The sequence below is a fragment of the Microbispora corallina genome (assembly GCF_016863035.1).
In the GTDB taxonomy this organism is placed as follows: Bacteria; Actinomycetota; Actinomycetes; order Streptosporangiales; family Streptosporangiaceae; genus Microbispora; species Microbispora corallina.
This window is the reverse complement of the sequence record NZ_BOOC01000005.1, coordinates 343,365-361,816: the sequence shown is the minus strand read 5'-3', so window position 1 is coordinate 361,816 and position 18,452 is coordinate 343,365. Positions and strand designations below refer to the sequence as shown.

General features: G+C 72.6%; 21 protein-coding genes. 16 read left to right on the top strand and 5 right to left on the bottom strand.

Features of this window, described 5'->3' with window-relative positions; all coding sequences use genetic code 11:
* The first annotated feature begins 24 nt into the window (after positions 1–24).
* The 6 genes from Mco01_RS09630 to hemL all read left to right on the top strand — a co-directional run bounded on the left by Mco01_RS09630 (position 25) and on the right by hemL (position 7,092).
* Positions 25–1,335: a glutamyl-tRNA reductase gene (locus tag Mco01_RS09630; RefSeq protein WP_204056525.1), complete on the top strand. Its 1,311-nt coding sequence runs from the start codon at positions 25–27 to the stop codon at positions 1,333–1,335.
* Positions 1,332–2,243 carry a hydroxymethylbilane synthase gene (gene hemC, locus Mco01_RS09625; RefSeq protein WP_036325301.1) on the top strand — a complete coding sequence of 304 codons (912 nt, stop codon included), beginning with the start codon at positions 1,332–1,334 and terminating at the stop codon, positions 2,241–2,243. The genes Mco01_RS09630 and hemC overlap by 4 nt, the downstream gene beginning before the upstream one ends.
* Complete coding sequence (locus Mco01_RS09620; RefSeq protein ID WP_204056524.1) at positions 2,240–3,829, top strand: bifunctional uroporphyrinogen-III C-methyltransferase/uroporphyrinogen-III synthase; 1,590 nt, start codon at positions 2,240–2,242, stop codon at positions 3,827–3,829. Before hemC ends, Mco01_RS09620 begins: the two co-directional genes overlap by 4 nt.
* Positions 3,830–3,928: 99 nt before the next feature.
* Positions 3,929–4,951 (top strand): porphobilinogen synthase, encoded by a 1,023-nt coding sequence (hemB, locus tag Mco01_RS09615; RefSeq protein WP_239103461.1) that lies wholly within the window; start codon positions 3,929–3,931, stop codon positions 4,949–4,951.
* Between the two features lie 137 nt (positions 4,952–5,088).
* The gene (locus tag Mco01_RS09610; RefSeq protein ID WP_036325303.1) at positions 5,089–5,733 is read left to right on the top strand and encodes a bifunctional DNA primase/polymerase; all 645 of its coding nucleotides are present in this window, start codon (positions 5,089–5,091) and stop codon (positions 5,731–5,733) included.
* 63 nt (positions 5,734–5,796) lie between these two features.
* Positions 5,797–7,092, top strand: a complete 1,296-nt coding sequence (hemL, locus tag Mco01_RS09605; protein WP_204056522.1) for a glutamate-1-semialdehyde 2,1-aminomutase — start codon at positions 5,797–5,799, stop codon at positions 7,090–7,092.
* A gap of 3 nt (positions 7,093–7,095) precedes the next feature.
* Here the strand turns inward: hemL and Mco01_RS09600 are convergent, their stop codons facing one another.
* The 3 genes from Mco01_RS09600 to Mco01_RS39750 form a co-directional block, all read right to left on the bottom strand.
* The gene (locus Mco01_RS09600; protein WP_239103460.1) at positions 7,096–7,692 is read right to left on the bottom strand and encodes a Uma2 family endonuclease; all 597 of its coding nucleotides are present in this window, start codon (positions 7,690–7,692) and stop codon (positions 7,096–7,098) included.
* A gap of 106 nt (positions 7,693–7,798) precedes the next feature.
* Positions 7,799–8,776 (bottom strand): EamA family transporter, encoded by a 978-nt coding sequence (locus tag Mco01_RS09595; RefSeq protein WP_204056521.1) that lies wholly within the window; start codon positions 8,774–8,776, stop codon positions 7,799–7,801.
* A 2-nt stretch (positions 8,777–8,778) separates the two neighbouring features.
* A complete protein-coding gene (locus Mco01_RS39750; protein WP_275410478.1) occupies positions 8,779–8,901 on the bottom strand; it encodes a hypothetical protein in 123 nt (40 codons plus the stop codon).
* 73 nt (positions 8,902–8,974) lie between these two features.
* Here Mco01_RS39750 and Mco01_RS09590 point away from each other — a divergent pair, with 73 nt between their 5' ends.
* The 6 genes from Mco01_RS09590 to ccsB all read left to right on the top strand — a co-directional run bounded on the left by Mco01_RS09590 (position 8,975) and on the right by ccsB (position 14,724).
* Positions 8,975–9,883, top strand: coding sequence for a LysR family transcriptional regulator (locus Mco01_RS09590; protein WP_204056520.1), 909 nt, complete (start codon positions 8,975–8,977; stop codon positions 9,881–9,883).
* A gap of 12 nt (positions 9,884–9,895) precedes the next feature.
* Positions 9,896–10,600, top strand: coding sequence for a histidine phosphatase family protein (locus Mco01_RS09585; RefSeq protein WP_204056519.1), 705 nt, complete (start codon positions 9,896–9,898; stop codon positions 10,598–10,600).
* 96 nt (positions 10,601–10,696) lie between these two features.
* Positions 10,697–11,263 carry a TlpA family protein disulfide reductase gene (locus Mco01_RS09580; RefSeq protein WP_204056518.1) on the top strand — a complete coding sequence of 189 codons (567 nt, stop codon included), beginning with the start codon at positions 10,697–10,699 and terminating at the stop codon, positions 11,261–11,263.
* Entirely contained in the window at positions 11,256–11,990 is a 735-nt protein-coding gene (locus tag Mco01_RS09575; protein WP_204056517.1) for a cytochrome c biogenesis CcdA family protein, read from the top strand. Before Mco01_RS09580 ends, Mco01_RS09575 begins: the two co-directional genes overlap by 8 nt.
* Positions 11,990–13,759: a cytochrome c biogenesis protein ResB gene (gene resB, locus Mco01_RS09570; RefSeq protein ID WP_204056516.1), complete on the top strand. Its 1,770-nt coding sequence runs from the start codon at positions 11,990–11,992 to the stop codon at positions 13,757–13,759. The genes Mco01_RS09575 and resB overlap by 1 nt, the downstream gene beginning before the upstream one ends.
* Before the next feature lie 2 nt (positions 13,760–13,761).
* Positions 13,762–14,724, top strand: a complete 963-nt coding sequence (gene ccsB, locus Mco01_RS09565) for a c-type cytochrome biogenesis protein CcsB (protein ID WP_204056515.1) — start codon at positions 13,762–13,764, stop codon at positions 14,722–14,724.
* A gap of 20 nt (positions 14,725–14,744) precedes the next feature.
* On the opposite strand, the gene Mco01_RS09560 is transcribed toward ccsB, so the two are convergent.
* A complete protein-coding gene (locus Mco01_RS09560) occupies positions 14,745–15,062 on the bottom strand; it encodes a PLDc N-terminal domain-containing protein (RefSeq protein ID WP_036326758.1) in 318 nt (105 codons plus the stop codon).
* A 169-nt stretch (positions 15,063–15,231) separates the two neighbouring features.
* Between Mco01_RS09560 and Mco01_RS09555 the strand changes: the two genes are divergently transcribed.
* Positions 15,232–16,215, top strand: coding sequence for a hypothetical protein (locus Mco01_RS09555; protein WP_204056514.1), 984 nt, complete (start codon positions 15,232–15,234; stop codon positions 16,213–16,215).
* 9 nt (positions 16,216–16,224) lie between these two features.
* Positions 16,225–16,461 (top strand): hypothetical protein, encoded by a 237-nt coding sequence (locus tag Mco01_RS09550; protein ID WP_204056513.1) that lies wholly within the window; start codon positions 16,225–16,227, stop codon positions 16,459–16,461.
* A 162-nt stretch (positions 16,462–16,623) separates the two neighbouring features.
* Here the strand turns inward: Mco01_RS09550 and Mco01_RS09545 are convergent, their stop codons facing one another.
* Positions 16,624–16,845 (bottom strand): BldC family transcriptional regulator, encoded by a 222-nt coding sequence (locus tag Mco01_RS09545; RefSeq protein WP_036325312.1) that lies wholly within the window; start codon positions 16,843–16,845, stop codon positions 16,624–16,626.
* Positions 16,846–17,104: 259 nt separating this feature from the next.
* On the opposite strand from Mco01_RS09545, the gene Mco01_RS09540 reads away from it, so the two are divergent.
* Complete coding sequence (locus Mco01_RS09540; RefSeq protein ID WP_036325313.1) at positions 17,105–17,314, top strand: DUF4229 domain-containing protein; 210 nt, start codon at positions 17,105–17,107, stop codon at positions 17,312–17,314.
* Between the two features lie 348 nt (positions 17,315–17,662).
* Entirely contained in the window at positions 17,663–18,400 is a 738-nt protein-coding gene (locus tag Mco01_RS09535) for a demethylmenaquinone methyltransferase (protein WP_036325314.1), read from the top strand.
* The last annotated feature ends 52 nt before the right edge of the window (positions 18,401–18,452 follow it).

The following is an 18,452-nucleotide window of genomic DNA, read 5'->3' as shown; positions in this document are numbered from 1 at the left end:
TGAGCTGTCCACCGGAGCGCGCTCATGAGCATCCTCGTCGTCGGCCTCAGTCACCGGACCACACCGGTCGCGCTGCTCGAACGCGTCACGGTCAGCGGCGACGCGCTCGTCAAGCTGCTGCACGACGTCCAGCAGGACGAGAACGTGGCCGAGTCGCTCGTGATCTCCACGTGCAACCGGGTCGAGATCTACGCGGACGTCGACCGCTTCCACGGCGGCGTCACCGCGGTGATCGGCCTGCTCGGCGCGCACTCCGGCCTGCCGCAGGAGCAGCTGGCCCGCCACCTGTACGTGCACTACCAGGACCGGGCCGTCCAGCACCTGTTCACGGTGGCCTGCGGCCTCGACTCGATGGTGGTCGGCGAGGGTCAGATCCTCGGCCAGATCCGGGCCGCGCTGCGGCTCGCCCAGAACGAGGGCACGGCGGGCACGGCCCTCAACGAGCTCACCCAGCACGCCCTGCGGGCCGGCAAGCGGGCGCACGCCGACACCGGCATCGACCGGGCCGGCGCCTCACTGGTCGGGGTGGGCCTCACCCTGGCCGAGCGGGTCCTCGGGCCGGTCGCCGGCCGGCGGGCCCTGGTCGTCGGGGCCGGGTCGATGAGCTCGCTGTCGGCGGCCACGCTGGCCCGCGCCGGCGTCACCGACATCGTGATCGCCAACCGCACCCACGAGCGGGCCGTACGGCTGGCCGAGTCGGTCGGCGGCCGGGCCGTCGAGCTGAGCGAGGTCCCGGCGGAGCTCGCGGGGGCCGACCTCGTCGTGTCCTGCGTCGGCGCCGGCGTCCGCACGATCACCCCAGAGATGGTCGAGGCGGCCGTCCGCGATCGCGAGGCGCCGCTGTTCCTCCTCGACCTCGCGCTGCCCCACGACATCGAGCCGTCCGTCCGCGTCCTGCCGGGCGTCACGCTGGTCGACCTGGAGTCGATGCAGCAGGCCGGGCTGGGCGCCGACGTCGAGGACGGCGGCCGCGCCGAGGCGATCGATCAGGTCAGGCGGATCGTCGCCGAGGAGGTCACGGCCTACCTGGAGGCCGAGCGGGCCGCCCTGGTCACGCCGACCGTGATCGCGCTGCGCAGCAAGGCCGCCGGCGTGGTCGAGGCCGAGATGGGCCGGCTCATGTCGCGCCTCCCCGAGCTGGACGGCAGGATGCGCGACGAGATCACCCAGACCGTCCGGCGGGTCGTCGACAAGCTGCTGCACGAGCCGACCGTACGGGTGAAGCGCCTGGCGGCGGCGCCCGGCGGCGACCAGTACGCCGAGGCGCTGCGCGAACTGTTCGGCCTCGATCCGAAGGCGCCCGACGCCGTGTCCCGGCTGGAGGTGGAGGGATGACCGCGGCCCTGCGGCTCGGCACCCGCAAGAGCCTCATGGCGACCACGCAGTCGCAGATGGTCGCCGACCGGCTGACGGCCCTGACCGGGCGGGAGGTCGTGCTCGTCGGCGTGACCACGCTCGGCGACGTCTCCCGGGCCCACCTCACCCAGCTCGGCGGGACCGGTGTGTTCGTCAACGAGCTGCGGGCCCGGCTGATCGCCGGCGAGATCGACTTCGCGGTCCACTCGCTCAAGGACCTGCCGACGAAGCAGGACGAGCGGGTCGTCGTGGCCGCCACGCCGCCGCGCGACGACCCCCGTGACGCCCTGGTCGGCTCCGGCAAGCTGTCCGACCTTCCGGCGGGAGCGCGGATCGGGACGGGCTCACCCCGCAGGGTGGCCCAGCTCCGCGCGCTCCGGCAGGATCTCGAGTACGTCCCCATCAGGGGAAACGCGGACACCCGCATCGGCAAGATCGCCTCGGGGGAGCTCGACGGGGTCGTACTGGCCGCCGCCGGGCTGGGGCGGATCCGCCGTGAAGCGGAGATCTCCCAGGTGTTCGAGGTGGACGAGATGCTCCCCGCCCCCGGGCAGGGGTCGCTCGCCGTCGAGTGCCTGGCCGTCCGCGACGATCTCATCGAGCTGCTGAGCGTGATCGACGACCCGGCCACCCGGGCCGCCGTGACCGCGGAGCGCTCGGTGCTCGCCGCCCTCGAGGCCGGTTGCGCGGCGCCGGTAGGTGCGTTCGCGTCCGGTGACGGGCACATTCTCAGTCTGACCGCAGCCGTCGTCGCGATCGACGGCGTCCGGTCGGTGCGCAAGTCCGCCTCCGGACCTCTTCCGGCGGCCATGGATCTGGGCCGTGAGCTGGCGGCCGCCATGATCGCCGAAGGGGCCGGCACGTTGATGGGGGAGCAGGCCCATTGAGCCCCGCGAATGACAGCACACAGGCCCGATCCGGGTTCGTCGCCTTCGTCGGCGCCGGCCCCGGCGACGAGAACCTGCTCACGTTGCGCGGTGCCGATCTGCTGAGCAGGGCCGACGTCGTGGTCATGGACCTCAAGGCGTACGGCGCGCTGGCGCGCCACTGCCGCGAGGACGCGGAGATCGTCGACATCTCCGCCGACGCCGCGGAGAACTCGGTGTCGCTGCGCACCATCCAGGAGGCGAAGGCGGGGCGCACGGTCGTGCGGCTGTGCCCTGGCGACCCCTCGTTCTTCTCCTCGGTCACCGACGAGGTCGCGGCCTGCTCCAAGGCCGACGTCGACTTCGAGATCGTTCCGGGCGTGCCGCCCGCGACGGCCGTCCTCACGTACGCGGGCATCCCGCCGGCGGTGTCGGTGCCGGAGTTCCGCATCGTCGACGCGCACCAGGTGGACGACTGGTCCGTCCACGCGGGCTGCCAGGGGACGCTCGTCATCTACAACGGCGTGACGGAGGCCGTGCCGATCAGCAAGGCGCTGATCGCGGGCGGCAAGCCCGACACCACGCCGGTGGCCGTGACCAGCGACGGCACGACGACCGAGCAGTACACCGTGGTCTCCACGCTGGGCCGCCTCGGTCCTGACCTGAAGCACGCCGGCATGACCGAGCCCGCCCTGATCGTGGTCGGGGAGGCCGTCGGCCTGCGCGACCGGCTGTCGTGGTTCGAGACCAAGCCGCTGTTCGGCTGGCGGGTCCTGGTGCCGCGGACGAAGGAGCAGTCCAAGGGGCTGTCGGAGCAGCTCCGCTCGTACGGCGCGGTGCCCGAGGAGGTGCCGACCATCTCCGTGGAGCCGCCGCGCACGCCGCAGCAGATGGACCGCGCCATCAAGGGCCTGGTCACCGGCCGCTACGAGTGGGTGGCCTTCACCAGCGCCAACGCGGTCAAGGCGGTCCGGGAGAAGTTCGAGGAGTACGGGCTGGACGCGCGGGCGTTCGCCGGGCTCAAGGTCGCCGCCGTCGGCGAGGCGACGGCCCGGTCCCTGGTGGAGTTCGGGGTGAAGCCCGACCTCATGCCGACGGGCGAGCAGTCGTCCGAGGGCCTGCTGGCCGAGTGGCCGCCGTACGACTCGATGCTGGATCCGATCAACCGCGTGCTGCTGCCGCGGGCCGACATCGCGACCGAGTCGCTGGTCGCCGGCCTCGTCCAGCTGGGGTGGGAGTGCGACGACGTCACGGCGTACCGCACGGTCCGGGCCGCGCCCCCGCCCGCGCCCATCCGCGAGGCGATCAAGGGCGGCGGATTCGACGCGGTGCTGTTCACCTCGTCGTCCACCGTGCGGAACCTCGTGGGCATCGCCGGCAAGCCGCACAACGTGACGGTGATCGCGGTCATCGGCCCGCAGACGGCCAAGACGGCCGAGGAGTTCGGCCTGCGGGTCGACGTGATGGCTGACAAACCGTCGGCTTCCGCCCTCGCGGCCGCCCTGGCGGACTATGGTGCCAAGACGCGCCACGCCGCCATCTCGGCCGGGGAGGTGCCCAGGAGGCCGTCTCAGACGCGCCGCGGCGCCCGCCGACGGGTGAAGTGACCGGAGCGCGTCAGCACGATCCAAGATGAAGCCGGGGAAATCGCCGATCGGCCCCGGCGTGTTGACCCTTGCATGAGGGTCACCCGAGTGGAGAGCACAGTGACTGCCACGCCCCACACTCCCGCGCAGGCCGCCGGCCTCGCGCAGTTCCCGGTCGCGCGCCCGCGGCGGCTGCGCCGTACGGCGTCGCTGCGGCGGATGGTCGCCGGGACGCGGCTGCACCCGGCCGAGCTGGTCCTGCCGATGTTCGTCAAGGAGGGCATCGCCGAGCCGCAGCCGGTCGGCTCGATGCCCGGCGTCGTCCAGCACACCCGCGACTCGCTGCGCAAGGCCGCCCACGAGGCGGCCGAGGCGGGCGTGGGCGGCCTCATCCTGTTCGGCGTGCCCGAGCACAAGGACGCCAGGGGCTCGGGGGCCGACGACCCGGAGGGCATCGTCCAGGTCGCCCTGCGCGAGCTCGCGGCCGACCTCGGCGACGCCCTCGTCCTGATGTCGGACACCTGCCTCGACGAGTACACCGACCACGGCCACTGCGGGCTGCTGACCGAGGACGGCGAGGTCGACAACGACGCCACGCTGGAGCGGTACGCGTCGGCCGCGGTCGCCCAGGCCGCGGCGGGCTCGCAGGTGATCGCGCCCAGCGGGATGATGGACGGCCAGGTGGCCGCCATCCGGGCGGGGCTCGACGCGGCCGGCTTCGAGCAGACCCCGATCCTCGCCTACTCGGCCAAGTACGCCTCGGCCTTCTACGGGCCGTTCAGGGACGCCGCCGAGTGCGCGCCGCAGTTCGGCGACCGCAGCGCCTACCAGCAGGACCCGGCGGGCCCGGTCGGCGAGGCGCTGCGCGAGGTGCGGCTCGACCTGGCCGAGGGCGCGGACGCCGTCATGGTCAAGCCCGCCCTGGCGTACCTGGACATCCTGCGCCAGGTCCGCGACCTGGTCGAGGTGCCGGTCGCGGCCTACCAGGTCAGCGGCGAGTACGCGATGGTGGAGGCCGCCGCGGCCAACGGCTGGATCGACCGCGACCGGGTGATCATGGAGTCGCTGGTGGCGATCCGGCGCGCCGGGGCCGACCTGATCCTGACCTACTGGGCGACCGAGGTCGCGCGCCGACTATCCTGACTGCTCATCCCGGGGGTCGCGCCGCGAGGGGGGCGACCAGGGGTGCATCATCGGGAGCATGGTCCGGCGATCCCGGGCCGGATCTGCCGACCGTCCCGGCCGACCGCCGGGCGGGTCGGCTTGTGGGGAGGAGCGCCATGGTGGGGGTACCGCTGGCTCGCCGCACGAAACGGCGTGCGCACCGGGCACCGCGGAAGATCACTTCGGTGCTCGAGTACGCCCAGCTGGGCTGGGCGAGCTGCCAGGGGGCTCACCCGCTGGCAGAGGGCGGCAGGGCCTGTTCCTGCGACCGGGTGGGCTGTCCCGACCCGGGGATGCATCCGCTGTCGCCCGCCTGGCAGATGCAGGCGACGACCGACACGGCCCTGCTGACCCGGTGGTGGGAGCAGGAGCCGGACGCCAACGTGATTCTGCCCACCGGCAGGGTGTTCGACGTGTTCGACGTACCCGCGGCGGCGGGGGTACCCGCGCTCGCCGCGATGGACGCCGCCGGATTCGAGACGGGCCCGGTCGCCGAGAACGGCGACCGGGTGCTTTTTTTCGTGGCCACCCGCGGCGCCCCCGAGGACGAGGACGAGTGGTGGTCCTGCCACCTCGACGCCGGCCCGGAGACCATCGACGCGACGCCCGGCCTGCGCTGGCACTGCCGGGAGAGCTACGTCCTGGCGCCGCCGTCCACGCTGCCCACGGGCGGCGCGATCGAGTGGATCAGGCCTCCGGACGGGCGGCCGCTGCCCGACCCCCTGCGCGTTCTCGACCTGCTCGCCGACTTCTGCGAGTAGGGCCCTCCACTCCGGGGGGCCGTGTGCCGCGCGCGTGCGGCGTGTCCCCGTAATCTGGGGGGCGTGACGCGAACGCAGACCTCCGAGGACCTGTTCGACCGTGCCCGCCGGATCGTTCCTGGCGGCGTCAACTCGCCGGTGCGCGCCTTCGGCGCCGTGGGCGGCACCCCCCGGTTCATGGCCTCGGGCGAGGGTCCGTACATCACCGACGTGGACGGCAACCGCTACGTCGACCTCGTGTGCTCCTGGGGCCCGATGATCCTGGGCCACCGCCACCCCGCCGTCGTGGCCGCGATCGAGGAGGCGCTCGGGCGGGGCCTGTCGTTCGGCACGGCCACCGAGGGCGAGGTCCTGCTGGCCGAGGAGATCGTCTCCCGTGTGGCGCCCGTGGAGCGGGTCCGGCTCGTCAGCTCCGGCACCGAGGCCACCATGTCCGCCGTACGGCTGGCCCGGGGCTTCACCGGGCGGTCCAAGGTCGTGAAGTTCGCCGGCTGCTACCACGGCCACGTGGACGCGCTGCTCGCCTCGGCGGGCTCGGGCGTCGTCACGTTCGGCCTCCCCGACACCCCCGGCGTCACCGGGGCGTCCGCGGCCGACACGATCGTCCTGCCGTACAACGCGCTCGACGCGGTCGAGGAGGCGTTCCGGACGTTCGAGATCGCCTGCGTCATCACCGAGGCCTGCCCGGCCAACATGGGCGTCGTCCCGCCCGCGGAGGGCTTCAACCGGCGGCTGCGCGAGCTGTGCACCGAGCACGGCGCGCTGCTCATCATCGACGAGGTGCTGACCGGGTTCCGCGTCTCCGCGGCCGGCTGGTACGGGCTCGACCCGGTCGAGGCCGACCTCATGACGTTCGGCAAGGTCATGGGCGGCGGGCTGCCCGCGGCGGCGTTCGGCGGGCGGGCCGACGTGATGGCCGCCCTCGCCCCCGAGGGGCCCGTCTACCAGGCCGGCACGCTGTCGGGAAACCCCCTGGCCTGCGCCGCCGGGCTCGCCACCCTGCGGGCCTGCGACGACGACGTGTACGACCGGGTGGACGCCTCGGCCCTAGTCATCGGCCGCGCGGCCTCCGACGCCCTCGCCGCGGCCGGCGTGCCCCACCGGCTCCAGCGGGCCGGGAACCTCTTCTCGATCTTCTTCACCGACCAGCCGGTAACCGATTTCGACTCGGCGAGGACCCAGAACGCCGCCGCCTACCGGGCGTTCTTCCACAGCATGCTCGACCAGGGGGTCTACCTGCCGCCCTCGGCCTACGAGGCGTGGTTCCTGTCGGCCGCCCACGACGACGAGGCCCTCACGCGGATCGCCGAGGCCCTTCCCATCGCCGCCAAGGCCGCCGCCCAGGCCGGGGAGTCCTGACCCTCACTTCACGAGTACGGCGAGGTCCACGTCGATCGGGAAGGGGACGGACACGGCCAGCCGTTCGTGGTGGATGCCCGTGAGGCTGTAGGCGCCGCCCGCGGGATCCCGCTCGTAGACGTAGACGACGGGCCGGCCGGCGTCCTCCTCGACGCGCCAGAAGTGCCGGATGCCCGCTTCGGCGTACCGCAGCGGCTTGGTCTTGCGGTCCCGGTCCACCGACTCCGGCGAGACGATCTCGACTACGAGGTGCACTTCTTCGGGGAGGTAGTACGTCCGCTCGTAGTCGGCGGCGGCCTCGGCGTCGATCACCATCACGTCGGGACACGGACGCGTGCGCCGGCTCAGCTTCACATCCATCTGGTCGACAGCCACCAGATGATCCGGCGCCTGGGAGTCGAGCCGCTCACTCAACCTGCGGATGAGAAGTTGATGGAACCGCCGCTGGGGGGACATGAAGACAAGTGCTCCATCGATCAGCTCGACGTGCTTGAAGAAGTCGGGCTCGCCGTTCGGGCCCTCCGCAGGCAGGTGATCGAGGTCGTCCGCCGTCCAGCCCCAAGGGGGCGGGGCGGGCCAGTACTCGAGTGCGCTGCTCACGCGGCTCACCGTAGCATCGTTCCCGTCACTCTTCGTAGTCATCTCGCTCATCTCCGTACCCCGTGACCATTGTCTCCCGGTTCCTGCGCGAACGGAACAAACCCCGTCAGCGGGTGGGGCGGTCGGTGGGGGCGGAGAGCGGCGGCAGGAGGACGGCGTCGAGGGCGGCGCGGCGGGCGCGTGTCTGGACGGCGAGCGCCCGGAGGTAGCCCTGCTCCGGCGGCGTGGGGACGACCCGCGGCCGGGAGTTGGCGTACAGCAGCCCGGCCAAAATGAGTCCGCCCGCCGCGACCGTGACCGGCGAGACGGGCTCGCCCGTGACCAGGGCGGCGGAGGCCAGCCCGAACACCGGAACGAGCAGGCTGTACGGCGCCACCACGGAGGCGTTGTAGCGGGTCAGCAGCCATCCCCACACGCCGAACCCGCCCAGCGTGGAGAGGAAGGCGGTGTACATGACTGCCCCGACGCCCTCGGCCGTGAACGAGGTGAGGGACGACGCCCCTTCCGTGACCAGCGCCAGCAGCAGGAGCGGCCCGGCCGACACCGCGCTCACCCAGACCATGAACCGCAGGGAGTCGGGCGGCGCGGCCCGGCGGGTCGCGACGTTGCCGGCGCCCCACCCGGCTGCGGCGCCCACGCACAGCAGGAAGGCCCCGAACGGGATCGCCCCCGACCTCGCCACCACACCGGCCGCGATCAGGCCGAGGCCGGCGAAGGCGACGGCCATGCCGATCACCCGTCGCCGCCCCAGCCGCTCGCGCAGCAGCACGGTCGCGAACAGCGCGGTGAATACCGCCTGCACCTGGATCACCAGCGACGTCAGCCCCGCCGGCATCCCGGCCCGCATGCCCAGCAGGAGCAGGCCGTACTGGGCGACGCCGAGCGTGGCACCGGTGGCGAGGACCCGGCGCCACGGGACCCGCGGCCCACCGACGACGAGCACGGCCGGGAAGGTGGCCAGCAGGAACCGCAGCGCCGCGTACATCAGCGGCGGGTAGTGCCGGAGCCCGGCCTCCATGACGACGAAGTTGAACCCCCAGACCGCGGCGAGGCCCACCGCGAGGGCGAGGTGGCGGGGGCGCACGGTCAGCGGGCGGAGGAGGAGGGACGGCGCGTCCGGCTCTGACGCGCGTGGACGGCGAGGGTCTCCAGGTAGGAGATCTCGTCGCGACGGGCGGACTTCGTGAAGAGCTTGTTGAAGATTCTCATGCCAACATCTTCGCATCGCTTAATTGTTGAGTACAAGCAAGTTTTTCTAAGGCGGACGGTTTAGACTGGCTACATGTTGGATCTGAACCGGCTGAAGGCCCTGCACGCGGTCGCGGTGTACGGCTCGATCGGCGCGGCGGCCGAGGCGCTGCTGGTCACTCCTTCCGCGATCTCGCAGCAGCTGGCCAAGCTCGAGCGCGAGACCGGGGCCGTCCTCATCGAGCGCAACGGCCGCGGCGTGCGGCTCACCGACGCCGCCGGGCTGCTCGCCGAGCACGCCGAGCGCATCCTCGCCCTGGTGGAGACCGCCGAGGCCGACTTCGAGGCGTTGCGCGGCGAGGTGGTCGGCAGGCTCACCGTCGCGGCGTTCCCCACGGCCGCGCGCGGGATCCTGCCCCGGGCGCTGTCCCTGATGAAGGCCCGCCACCCCGACCTCGGCGTCGTCCTGTACGAACGGGAGCCGGAGCGGCAGATCCGGGAGGTGGCGCGGGGCGAGATCGACCTCGCCGTGGTGCAGGACTGGCTGAACCGGCCGATGGCGCTGCCCGAGGGCCTGTCCCGCACGGCCCTGCTCGACGACGTGGCCGACGTCGTGGTGCCGTCCGGTCACCCGCTGGCGCGCAAGCCCGGCGTGCGGATGTCCGACCTCGCCGGAGACTGCTGGATCAGCTCGACGCCGGGCACGGTCTGCCACGATTTCCTGATCTTCCTGCTCCGCTCCGAGGAGCACGAGCCGCAGATCGTCTGCATGGCCGACGAGTACCCGACGCAGCTCGCGCTCGTCGCGGCCGGCCACGGCTGCGCGCTGATCCCGCGGCTGGGCCGGGGGGCGCTTCCCGACGGGGTCGAGGTGCTGTCGATCCAGCCGCCGCCGACACGCCGGATCTACGCCGTCTGGCGCAGCGACGCGGCCCGCCGCCCCGCGATCCGCGCCGCCGTCGACGCGCTGGCCTCCACCTGCTCGGAGCTCCCCGCCGGGTAGGCTGTCCAGGTCATGACAGAAATGACCATCATCCACCTCCTCCGGCACGGAGAGGTCCACAACCCGGCGGGCGTCCTGTACGGCCGGCTCCCGGGCTACCACCTGTCCGAGACCGGCCGCCGGATGGCCGAGACGGTCGCCAAGGCCGTCGCCGGCCGGGACATCGTCGCCGTGTGGAGCTCGCCCATGGAGCGAGCCCAGGAGACCGCGGCCCCCTCCGCCGAGGCCCTGGGCCTCCAGGTGCGGACCGACAAGCGGCTGACCGAGGCGGGCAACGTCTTCGAGGGCCTGCGGGTGGCAGGGGGCGGCGGGGTGTTCCGCGACCCCCGCTCCTACCGCCACTTCCGCAACCCGTTCCGCCCGTCCTGGGGCGAGCCGTACGTCGACGTGGTGGCGCGCATGAAGGCGGTCATCGACGACGCGCGCGGTGAGGTGCGGGGCCACGAGGCGCTGCTCGTCAGCCACCAGCTGCCCATCTGGATCACGCGCCTGGCCGCGGAGGGCCGGCGGCTCTGGCACGACCCTCGCCGCCGCCAGTGCTCGCTGGCGAGCCTCACCAGCTTCACGTTCGAGGGCGGACGGCTCATCAGCGTCGGCTACAGCGAGCCCGCCGGGGCCCTGCTGCGGCAGGTCGCGGAGCCGCAGGGCGAGGCCGCGCTGTTCGAGCACGCCGACCCGCCGCTGCCGGAGGCCGTGCGCGGAGAGCCGGAAGACTGAGCGTCCCGGGCCCGATCCCGACCCTCTGGGCGGGGCACCCGCGGGCGTCGGTAGGCTTACAGCTCTACCGGTCGTAGTACAAGGAGTCGTCCTCCCGTGTCCGCCAAGAGCCTGACCGTGATCGCCGCTCTGGCCGTGACGGCCCTCGCCGGCTGCGCGGGCGGCCAGACGTCCCAGCCCCGATCCGGGGACACGCGCTTCGTGGCCGGGGACGGCCGCGTCCAGTTCTTCGCCGCCGCCGACCGCCAGAAGGCCCCTGCCATCGAGGGCGCCACCCTCGACGGCGGCACCGCCACACTGGGCTCCGGCAAGGTGTACGTGCTCAACTTCTGGGCGTCCTGGTGCGCCCCCTGCCGCGCCGAGGCGCCCGTGCTCAAGGACATCGCGTCCCGGATGAAGCCGAAGGGCGTGGAGTTCCTCGGGGTCAACTTCAAGGACCTCCAGGCCTCCGCCCAGGCGTACGACCGCACCGTGCAGCCGGGGTACCCGAGCATCTTCGACCAGAGCGGCAAGGTCCTGCTCGAGTTCCACGACACGGTGCCGCCGGCGGCCATCCCGTCCACGCTGATCATCGACCAGCAGGGCCGCATCGCCGCCCGCGCCCTCGGGGCGGTCAAGTACGACGACCTCCTCGGGGCCGTCACCAAGGTCAGCGATGAGTGACCTGGGCGCCACCGTCGCGAGCGGTTCGATCCTGCTGGCCCTGCCCATCGCGGTGCTGGCCGGGCTGGTGTCGTTCGTCTCGCCGTGCGTGCTCCCGCTCGTGCCCGGCTACCTGTCGTACGTCACGGGGATGAGCGGCGACCCCAAACGGGGACGCATGGTGCTGGGCAGCGCGCTGTTCGTGCTCGGGTTCGCCGCGGTGTTCGTGCTCGGGGGAGCGCTGTTCGGGGGCCTCGGCGGGGCGCTGCTGGGCAACGCCGGCGTGATCACACGGGTGCTCGGCGCCGTGACGATCGTGCTCGGGCTGGCCTTCCTCGGGCTGGTCCCCGGCCTCCAGCGCGACATGCGCCTCCACCGGCTCCGGCCGGCGGCCGGGCTCGCGGGCGCCCCGCTGCTCGGGGTCGTCTTCGGCCTCGGCTGGACGCCCTGCATCGGGCCGACCCTGGCCGTCGTGCTCACGCTCTCGGTCGACCAGGGGAGCGCCGCCCGGGGCGCGGCGCTCGCCTTCGCGTACGCGCTGGGCCTCGGGGTGCCGTTCGTGCTCGCCGGGCTGGCCTACCGCAGGGCGCTGCACGCGTTCAGGGCGGTGCGCCGCCACACTCCGCTCATCACCCGGATCGGGGGCGCCATGCTCGTGCTCGTGGGCGTGCTGCTCGTGACCGGCTGGTGGGGCGGCCTCATCGCCGGCCTGCAGGGCTGGGTGGGCGGATTCGAGCCGGTGATCTGATGAGCGCTCCCCACGACCACCTCGAGCGCGCCGCGACCGACGCCGAGACGCCGGTCGCCATCGAGAGCGCGCCCCCGGAGCCGGGGCGCCCCGTCGGCCTGGGCGTGCGGGGCTGGCTGCGCTGGTCCTGGCGCACGCTCACCTCGATGCGCACGGCGCTGATCCTGCTGTTCCTGCTGGCGCTCGGCTCGGTGCCCGGCTCGCTCTACCCGCAGCGCGGGGTCGACCCGGCCAGGGTCGCGCAGTACTTCACCGACAACCCCACCGAGGCTAAGTGGCTGGACAGGTTCTGGCTGTTCGACGTCTTCACCTCGCCCTGGTTCGCGGCCATCTACCTGCTGCTGTTCGTCTCGCTGGCCGGCTGCGTCCTGCCCCGGGCGCTCGCGCACCTCAAGGAGATCCGCAGGAAGCCGCCCGCCGCGCCGCGCAACCTCCTGCGCCTGCCGCACGCCGAGGCGTTCGAGGGCGAGCTGACGGTGGAGCAGGCGGCCGCCGTGCTGCGCCGCAGGCGCTTCCGGGTCGTCACCGGCCCCGACTGGGTCGCCGCGGAGAAGGGCTACCTGCGGGAGACCGGGAACCTGCTCTTCCACCTGGCGTTGCTCGTCCTGCTGTTCGCGGTCGGCGCCGGCGGCCTGTACGGCTACCGCGGCAACGTGCTGGTGGTGGAGGGCGACGGCTTCTCCAACACGGTGGCCGCCTACGACCGTTTCATGCCGGGGCAGCGGGTGACGGCCGAGTCGCTGACGCCGTTCTCGTTCACGCTCAAGGACTTCCAGGCCAGCTACGTGGCCGCCGGGCCGAAGGCGGGCCAGCCGCTCGACTACTCGGCCCGCCTGACGGTCCAGGACTCGCCCACCTCGGCGCCCCGGGACGTGGACCTCAAGGTCAACGACCCGGTCGACGTGAACGGCACGCTGACCTACCTCATCGGCCACGGGTACGCCCCCACGTTCAAGGTGACGGACGGCAAGGGGCAGGTGGCCTACGACGGGCCGGTGCCCTGCCTCGCCGACGACCAGGCCACGTACACGTCCGAGTGCGTCATCAAGGTCCCCGACGCCCAGCCGACCCAGCTCGGCTTCCTCGCGCGGTTCCTGCCCACGACCGTCCCGAACGGCGGCGCCTGGGTGTCGATCTTCCCCGGCGCGGCCAACCCCACGGTCCAGGTCTTCCCGTTCGGGGGCGACCTCGGCCTGAAATCGGGGCGGCCGCAGTCGGTGTACCAGCTCGACACCGATCACCTGAAGCCGCTCGGCGCGATGTCGGCCCAGCCGGCCCCGCTCAACGTCGGCGACACCAAGGAGCTCGCCGACGGCGCCGGGAAGATCCAGTTCACCGGCGTCAAGGAGTGGATCAGCCTCCAGGTCACGTACGACCCGGGGCGCATGCCCGCGCTGCTGGCCGCCGCCGCCGCCGTCATCGGGCTCGTGCTCTCGCTGACCGTCCGGCGGCGCCGGCTGTGGGTGCGGATCGGGGACCGCAAGGTCACGGTGGGAGGATTGACCCGCACCGAAGGCGGCGGCGCGACCTTCGCCGAGGAGCTCAACGAGATCGTCACCGCGCTCCGCGGCGGCGCGCCCGCGCCCGCCCCGGACGACGTGGCCCCTACGCCGGAGACGGCCGCCCCGGAGGCCGAGGACGCTCAGCGCCCGGAGGAGCCCGAACGGGCCGGGCGGACCCCTGAGGGCCCGTCCGGCCGCGAGAGCCGAGACGGCGCCCACGACGCCGACGAACACGCTGCTCCGGGCGCCCGCCCGGACGAGGAGTAGACATGCCCGCCCAGGTCAACGAGGGACTCGCCACGCTGAGCGATCAGCTCATCCTGGCGACCGTCCTGCTCTATCTCGCCGCCATGATCTGCTTCGCGCTGGAGCTCGCCTTCGGCCGGGTCCGCACGGCCGCGGCCGCGGCGCGACGCCGGCCGGTCGCGGTCGGCGCAGGAGCACCGGCGTCCCTGCCCGAGGAGGCCGCCGCTGATGCCCGTCCCGGGCCTGAGCCGGCCGCGTGGGCCGTCAGGGCCGGGACGGTCGCCGTCGTCCTCAGCTGGATCGCCTGGGCGGGGAACCTCGCCGGCATCCTCACCCGCGGCCTCGCCGTCGACCGGTGGCCGTGGGGCAACATGTACGAGTTCGTGGTGGCGATCTGCTTCGCCGCCGTGAGCGCGTTCCTCGTGCTGCTGACTCGTCAGCCGATCCGGTTCCTGGGGGCGTTCGTCACCGTGACGGCGGCGCTCGGGCTCGGCTTCGCCGTGCTGTTCCTGCACGTCCAGGCCGGCCCGGTGATGCCGGCCCTGCACTCGTACTGGATCGCCATCCACGTGACCGCGGCGATCGTCGCGAGCGGGCTGTTCATCCTGGCCGGCGTGTGCGCGATCCTCTACCTGATCCGCAAGGACGGCCAGGCGTCGGCGCTGCCGACCCGCGACGTGCTGGAGCGCGTGACCCACCGGGCCATCGTGATCTCCTTCCCCATCTGGACGTTCGCCGTGATCGCGGGCGCCATGTGGGCCGACCGCGCCTGGGGCCGCTACTGGGGCTGGGACCCCAAGGAGGTCTGGGCGTTCGTCACCTGGATCGTGTACGCGGCGTACCTGCACGCGCGGGCCACGGCGGGCTGGCGCGGCACGGCCGCCATCGTCGTGTCGCTGGTCGCCTTCGGCTGCCTGCTGTTCAACCTCGTCGGGGTGAACATCTTCATCTCCGGCCTCCACTCCTACGCCGACGTGCCGAAGTAGGACCCGCCGGAGCCGGGGGATCAGTCGTCGTCGCGGAGACGGCGGTCGAGCTGGCGGAGGAACTCGGGGTCGTCGTCGGGCCCACGGGGCACGTCGTGCTGCGGCCGCCGCCGTACGCCCGCCGCCATGCCGGCCGGGCCGTGCACGGCCTCACGGGCGTGCTGGGGACGCCCCAGGAGCAGCCAGATCAGGGCCCCGAAGGGGAGGAGGAGCACCACGATGAGGATCCACAGCGCCTTGGGGACGGCGCGCACCTCGGTCCCGGGGGTCGTGATCACGTCGAACAGGCAGTAGAGCCAGAAGGCAAGCAGCGCCAGGCCGATAATCACGCTAGGCATGTCCACACGGTAAGCCATGTCTGCATGTGATCGTGTTTGTGCTCCTCATTCGGGGTGACGGCATTCGGGGTGACGGCGCGAGATCCGCATCGTACGGTGGACCGGTACATGCGCGAGGGCCGTCCCGGGTGGCGGCGCGGGCGTGACGGCACGTGGCGAGTGAGGTGCGATGGCGGAGCCGGGCGACAGGGGCCGCCACCGGCGGGGGTCGCGGTGGTGGCAGCGCGGGCCGTACGTGTCCTCGCACCGCCGGGCCGACGCGCCGGAGCACTCCGCCGATCGGGCTCCCGACCGTCCCGCCGAGCGGGCCCCCGAGCGTCCGGCCGAGCGCGCCCCCGACGCCCCCACGGACTGGTTCCGCCAGCGACGGCCCGTCGAGCGGCCGGTGGAACGGCCGCGGGAATGGCCGGGAGAGTGGGAGCGGCCCCCGGCCGAGCGGGTCGCCGTGACCGCCCCCGTGGTGGACGACCGCCCCCAGTACACCTGGCGCGACTTCGAGCTCGACGACCTGCCGCTGCGGGCCGCGCCGCACGCCCCCGACGCCCCCGACCTCAGGGACGGCAGGCGGCACTGCGGGCCGCTGGAGCGCATCCTGTACCGCCAGTGGGACGCCATGGAGGGCCCGCCCCCCGCGGACGCCGTACGGGCCGTGGACAGCCTGGCGCGGCTCCCCGACCGCATCAAGACCGCGCTCGCCATCGGACTCGAGGGCATCTACGTGGGCCGCGGCGGCGTGCCGGACCTCGACGACATGGGCTACCTGCGCGGCGCGCCGCTGCCCTCCGGCCGCGCCACCTGGGACGTCTGCGCCGGCGCGTACGGCGACCGCAAGATCGTGGTGGGAGACCGGCCGTCGCCCACGCCGGACGTCATGATGCACGAAGTCGGGCATGCGCTGGACGACGTGGACGCCGGTCCGGGAGAGTGGGTCTCGGACTCCCCCGAGTTCGCCGCGCTCTACGAGGAGTGCCTGCCGCTGTTCGCCTCGTCGTTCCACCGGCAGCCGGGGGGCCTCGGGCGCAAGGAGTTCTTCGCCGACGCGTTCGCCGCGATCGCGTCCCGGCAGCGTCCGGCCCTCGTCGACATGCTCGGCGGGGACACCCGCGCGGCGCTCAACGTGATGTTGTTCTTCAACAGGCGCTTTGGGATCTAGGTGATTCGGATGTACGTGATCCGGCTCGGCGACGGGACGTTGCGCGTGCCGCAATCCCTCACGACCGGCGACGGGCGTCTGATCGGCAACGCGTACGTCGAGGTGGCGCCCGGCGACCCCGGCTACGACGCCTGGCTGGCCGAGTCCATCACCGAGGAGGAGGAGGCCGAGCGCCGCCGCCGATGGCGCGAGGGCGACGAGGAGCTCGAACGGGCCTTCCTCGCGTTCAAGGCCGAGCAGGACTGAGGGGCGTCACTCGGCCCGCGGGCGCGGGGAAGGGCGGGGCCTGGCCGGCAGGGGTGCAGGACGAGCCGGGAGGCCGGGTTCGAGGGGCGGCGCGGGAGGCTGACTCCGGTGACCCTGCGGCGTCCGGGTAGCGCGCAGGATCACCCGGTGCTGGTACGTGCGTCAGACTCGCGGTGAGTCGCCGTTCGGCCGGTCGGCCGTCAGTACGTCCTCTCCGCGAAGGAGGGCGTGCACTTCCGATTCGCGGAACCGCCTGTGCCCTCCGGGGGTACGGATGCTGCTGATTCGCCCAGCCGCGGCCCAGCGTGTCACGGTCTTCGGGTCGACCCTGAAGAGGGCGGCAACCTCTCCTGGGGTCAGCAGTCGCTCGCTGCTACTCTCCACAATCTCTCCCCCTCGCGTCCCGCGTCCTGCAGCGGGCGGACAGGTAACCAGTGTGCCGAGCGAAGCCTGATTTATCCGTGGTTTTCGCAGAAGATCACGGGTTGTTACCGGCTCAGTGCCCGATTGTTATATGATAGAGCCTCTTTGGGGCGCTCATGGGTGTTTCTTTACAAAAGCGCCTTGTTGTGAACACTAGCAGTGCCCACCGCAGATGCGAAGAGAGACCAACGTCTCGGGAGAGTGACGTAGCCTCGACGCTGTGCACCCGGTAGTCGTTTACACGCTTTCGCGTCTGGGCCTGTTCGCCGTCGCCCTCGGCGTCCTCTATCTCGTCGGCCTGCGCACGTTCCCTCTGCTCGTGATCGCGTTCCTGGTCAGCGGCGTGGCCAGCTACGTGCTGCTGTCCAAACAGCGGGACGCGGTGAGCGCGCGCATCGCCAGGAATCGCGGGGGAGCGGGGAGAGACTAGGTCGTCGCGAACATGCCGACCCGGGCATGGTACTCATGCCCGGCCTCAGGCGTGTCGGTTCCCACCAAAAGCCCCCTGTTAACTGTCAGGAACGGCTTTACCCCGTTTCCCCTTTCTCCCCACTGGACGCGTGCCGCGCGCCGGCCGCGCCTCGGTGGGAGCCCGGTCCGCGGGCGGCGCCGGAGCCCGGGCGGCGATGGCGCCCCCCGGCGGGTGACGGGTGTGACCTGTGTGTTCTTGCGAGCATTCCCCAAGTTCTAGCAGACTCGGCGTAATCGCTGAACTACGTTGCGCTCATCGGGGCACGGTGGTGGGGCACCGGCCCCGCCGCCGCCTAGGCTTGCGTGCATGACGCGCGCATCGCTGGACAAGCAGCCGCACGAGGTCGCCGCGATGTTCGATCGCACGGCCCGGCGCTACGACCTGGTCAACGACGTCCTGTCGCTCGGGCAGGACCGGCTGTGGCGCAAGGCCACAGCCGAGGCGATCGACGCCGGCCCGGGCGAGCTGGTCCTCGACCTCGCCGCCGGCACCGGCACCTCGACGGACGCCTTCACGATGCTCGGCGCGCGCGCCGTCGCCTGCGACTTCTCGCTCGGCATGCTGCGCACCGGCGTCGAGCGGCGCGGCGGCTCCGGCCTGTACGGCGGCGGCGTGCGGGGTGTGACGTTCGTCGCCGGCGACGCGCTGCGCCTGCCGTTCCGCGACGACACCTTCGACGCGGTCACCATCTCCTTCGGGCTGCGCAACGTGGCCGACACGGAGCAGGCGCTGCGCGAGATGCTCCGTGTGACGCGGCCGGGTGGCCGGCTGGTGATCTGCGAGTTCTCCCGGCCAACGCCGCGCTCGTTCGACGTCGTCTATTCGCAATACCTGATGAAACTGCTGCCGCCGGTCGCCCGGATGGTCAGCTCCAACCCGGACTCGTACGAGTATCTGGCCGAGTCGATCCGCGCCTGGCCGGACCAGCCGGCCCTCGCCCGGACGATTCAGCGGTCGGGCTGGGAGAAGGTGGCCTGGCGCAATCTCACCCTCGGCGTCGTCGCCCTGCATCGGGCCGTGAAGCCCGATGCCGTCCGTGGTTAACCGCACCCCTCTGACGCTGTGCGGCGGATAGGGGTTAGACTGCGGCGCGACA

Bases quoted from the DNA above. Each gene is read 5' to 3' on its own strand.
- Mco01_RS09555 (WP_204056514.1), top strand. From the start codon at position 15,232: ATGGCGGAGCCGGGCGACAGGGGCCGCCACCGGCGGGGGTCGCGGTGG.
- Mco01_RS09590 (WP_204056520.1), top strand. From the start codon at position 8,975: ATGTTGGATCTGAACCGGCTGAAGGCCCTGCACGCGGTCGCGGTGTAC.
- resB (WP_204056516.1), top strand. From the start codon at position 11,990: ATGAGCGCTCCCCACGACCACCTCGAGCGCGCCGCGACCGACGCCGAG.
- Mco01_RS09575 (WP_204056517.1), top strand. From the start codon at position 11,256: ATGAGTGACCTGGGCGCCACCGTCGCGAGCGGTTCGATCCTGCTGGCC.
- Mco01_RS09535 (WP_036325314.1), top strand. From the start codon at position 17,663: ATGACGCGCGCATCGCTGGACAAGCAGCCGCACGAGGTCGCCGCGATG.
- ccsB (WP_204056515.1), top strand. From the start codon at position 13,762: ATGCCCGCCCAGGTCAACGAGGGACTCGCCACGCTGAGCGATCAGCTC.
- Mco01_RS39750 (WP_275410478.1), bottom strand. From the start codon at position 8,901: ATGAGAATCTTCAACAAGCTCTTCACGAAGTCCGCCCGTCGCGACGAG.
- Mco01_RS09560 (WP_036326758.1), bottom strand. From the start codon at position 15,062: ATGCCTAGCGTGATTATCGGCCTGGCGCTGCTTGCCTTCTGGCTCTAC.
- Mco01_RS09550 (WP_204056513.1), top strand. From the start codon at position 16,225: ATGTACGTGATCCGGCTCGGCGACGGGACGTTGCGCGTGCCGCAATCC.
- Mco01_RS09585 (WP_204056519.1), top strand. From the start codon at position 9,896: ATGACAGAAATGACCATCATCCACCTCCTCCGGCACGGAGAGGTCCAC.
- Mco01_RS09630 (WP_204056525.1), top strand. From the start codon at position 25: ATGAGCATCCTCGTCGTCGGCCTCAGTCACCGGACCACACCGGTCGCG.
- Mco01_RS09610 (WP_036325303.1), top strand. From the start codon at position 5,089: ATGGTGGGGGTACCGCTGGCTCGCCGCACGAAACGGCGTGCGCACCGG.
- hemC (WP_036325301.1), top strand. From the start codon at position 1,332: ATGACCGCGGCCCTGCGGCTCGGCACCCGCAAGAGCCTCATGGCGACC.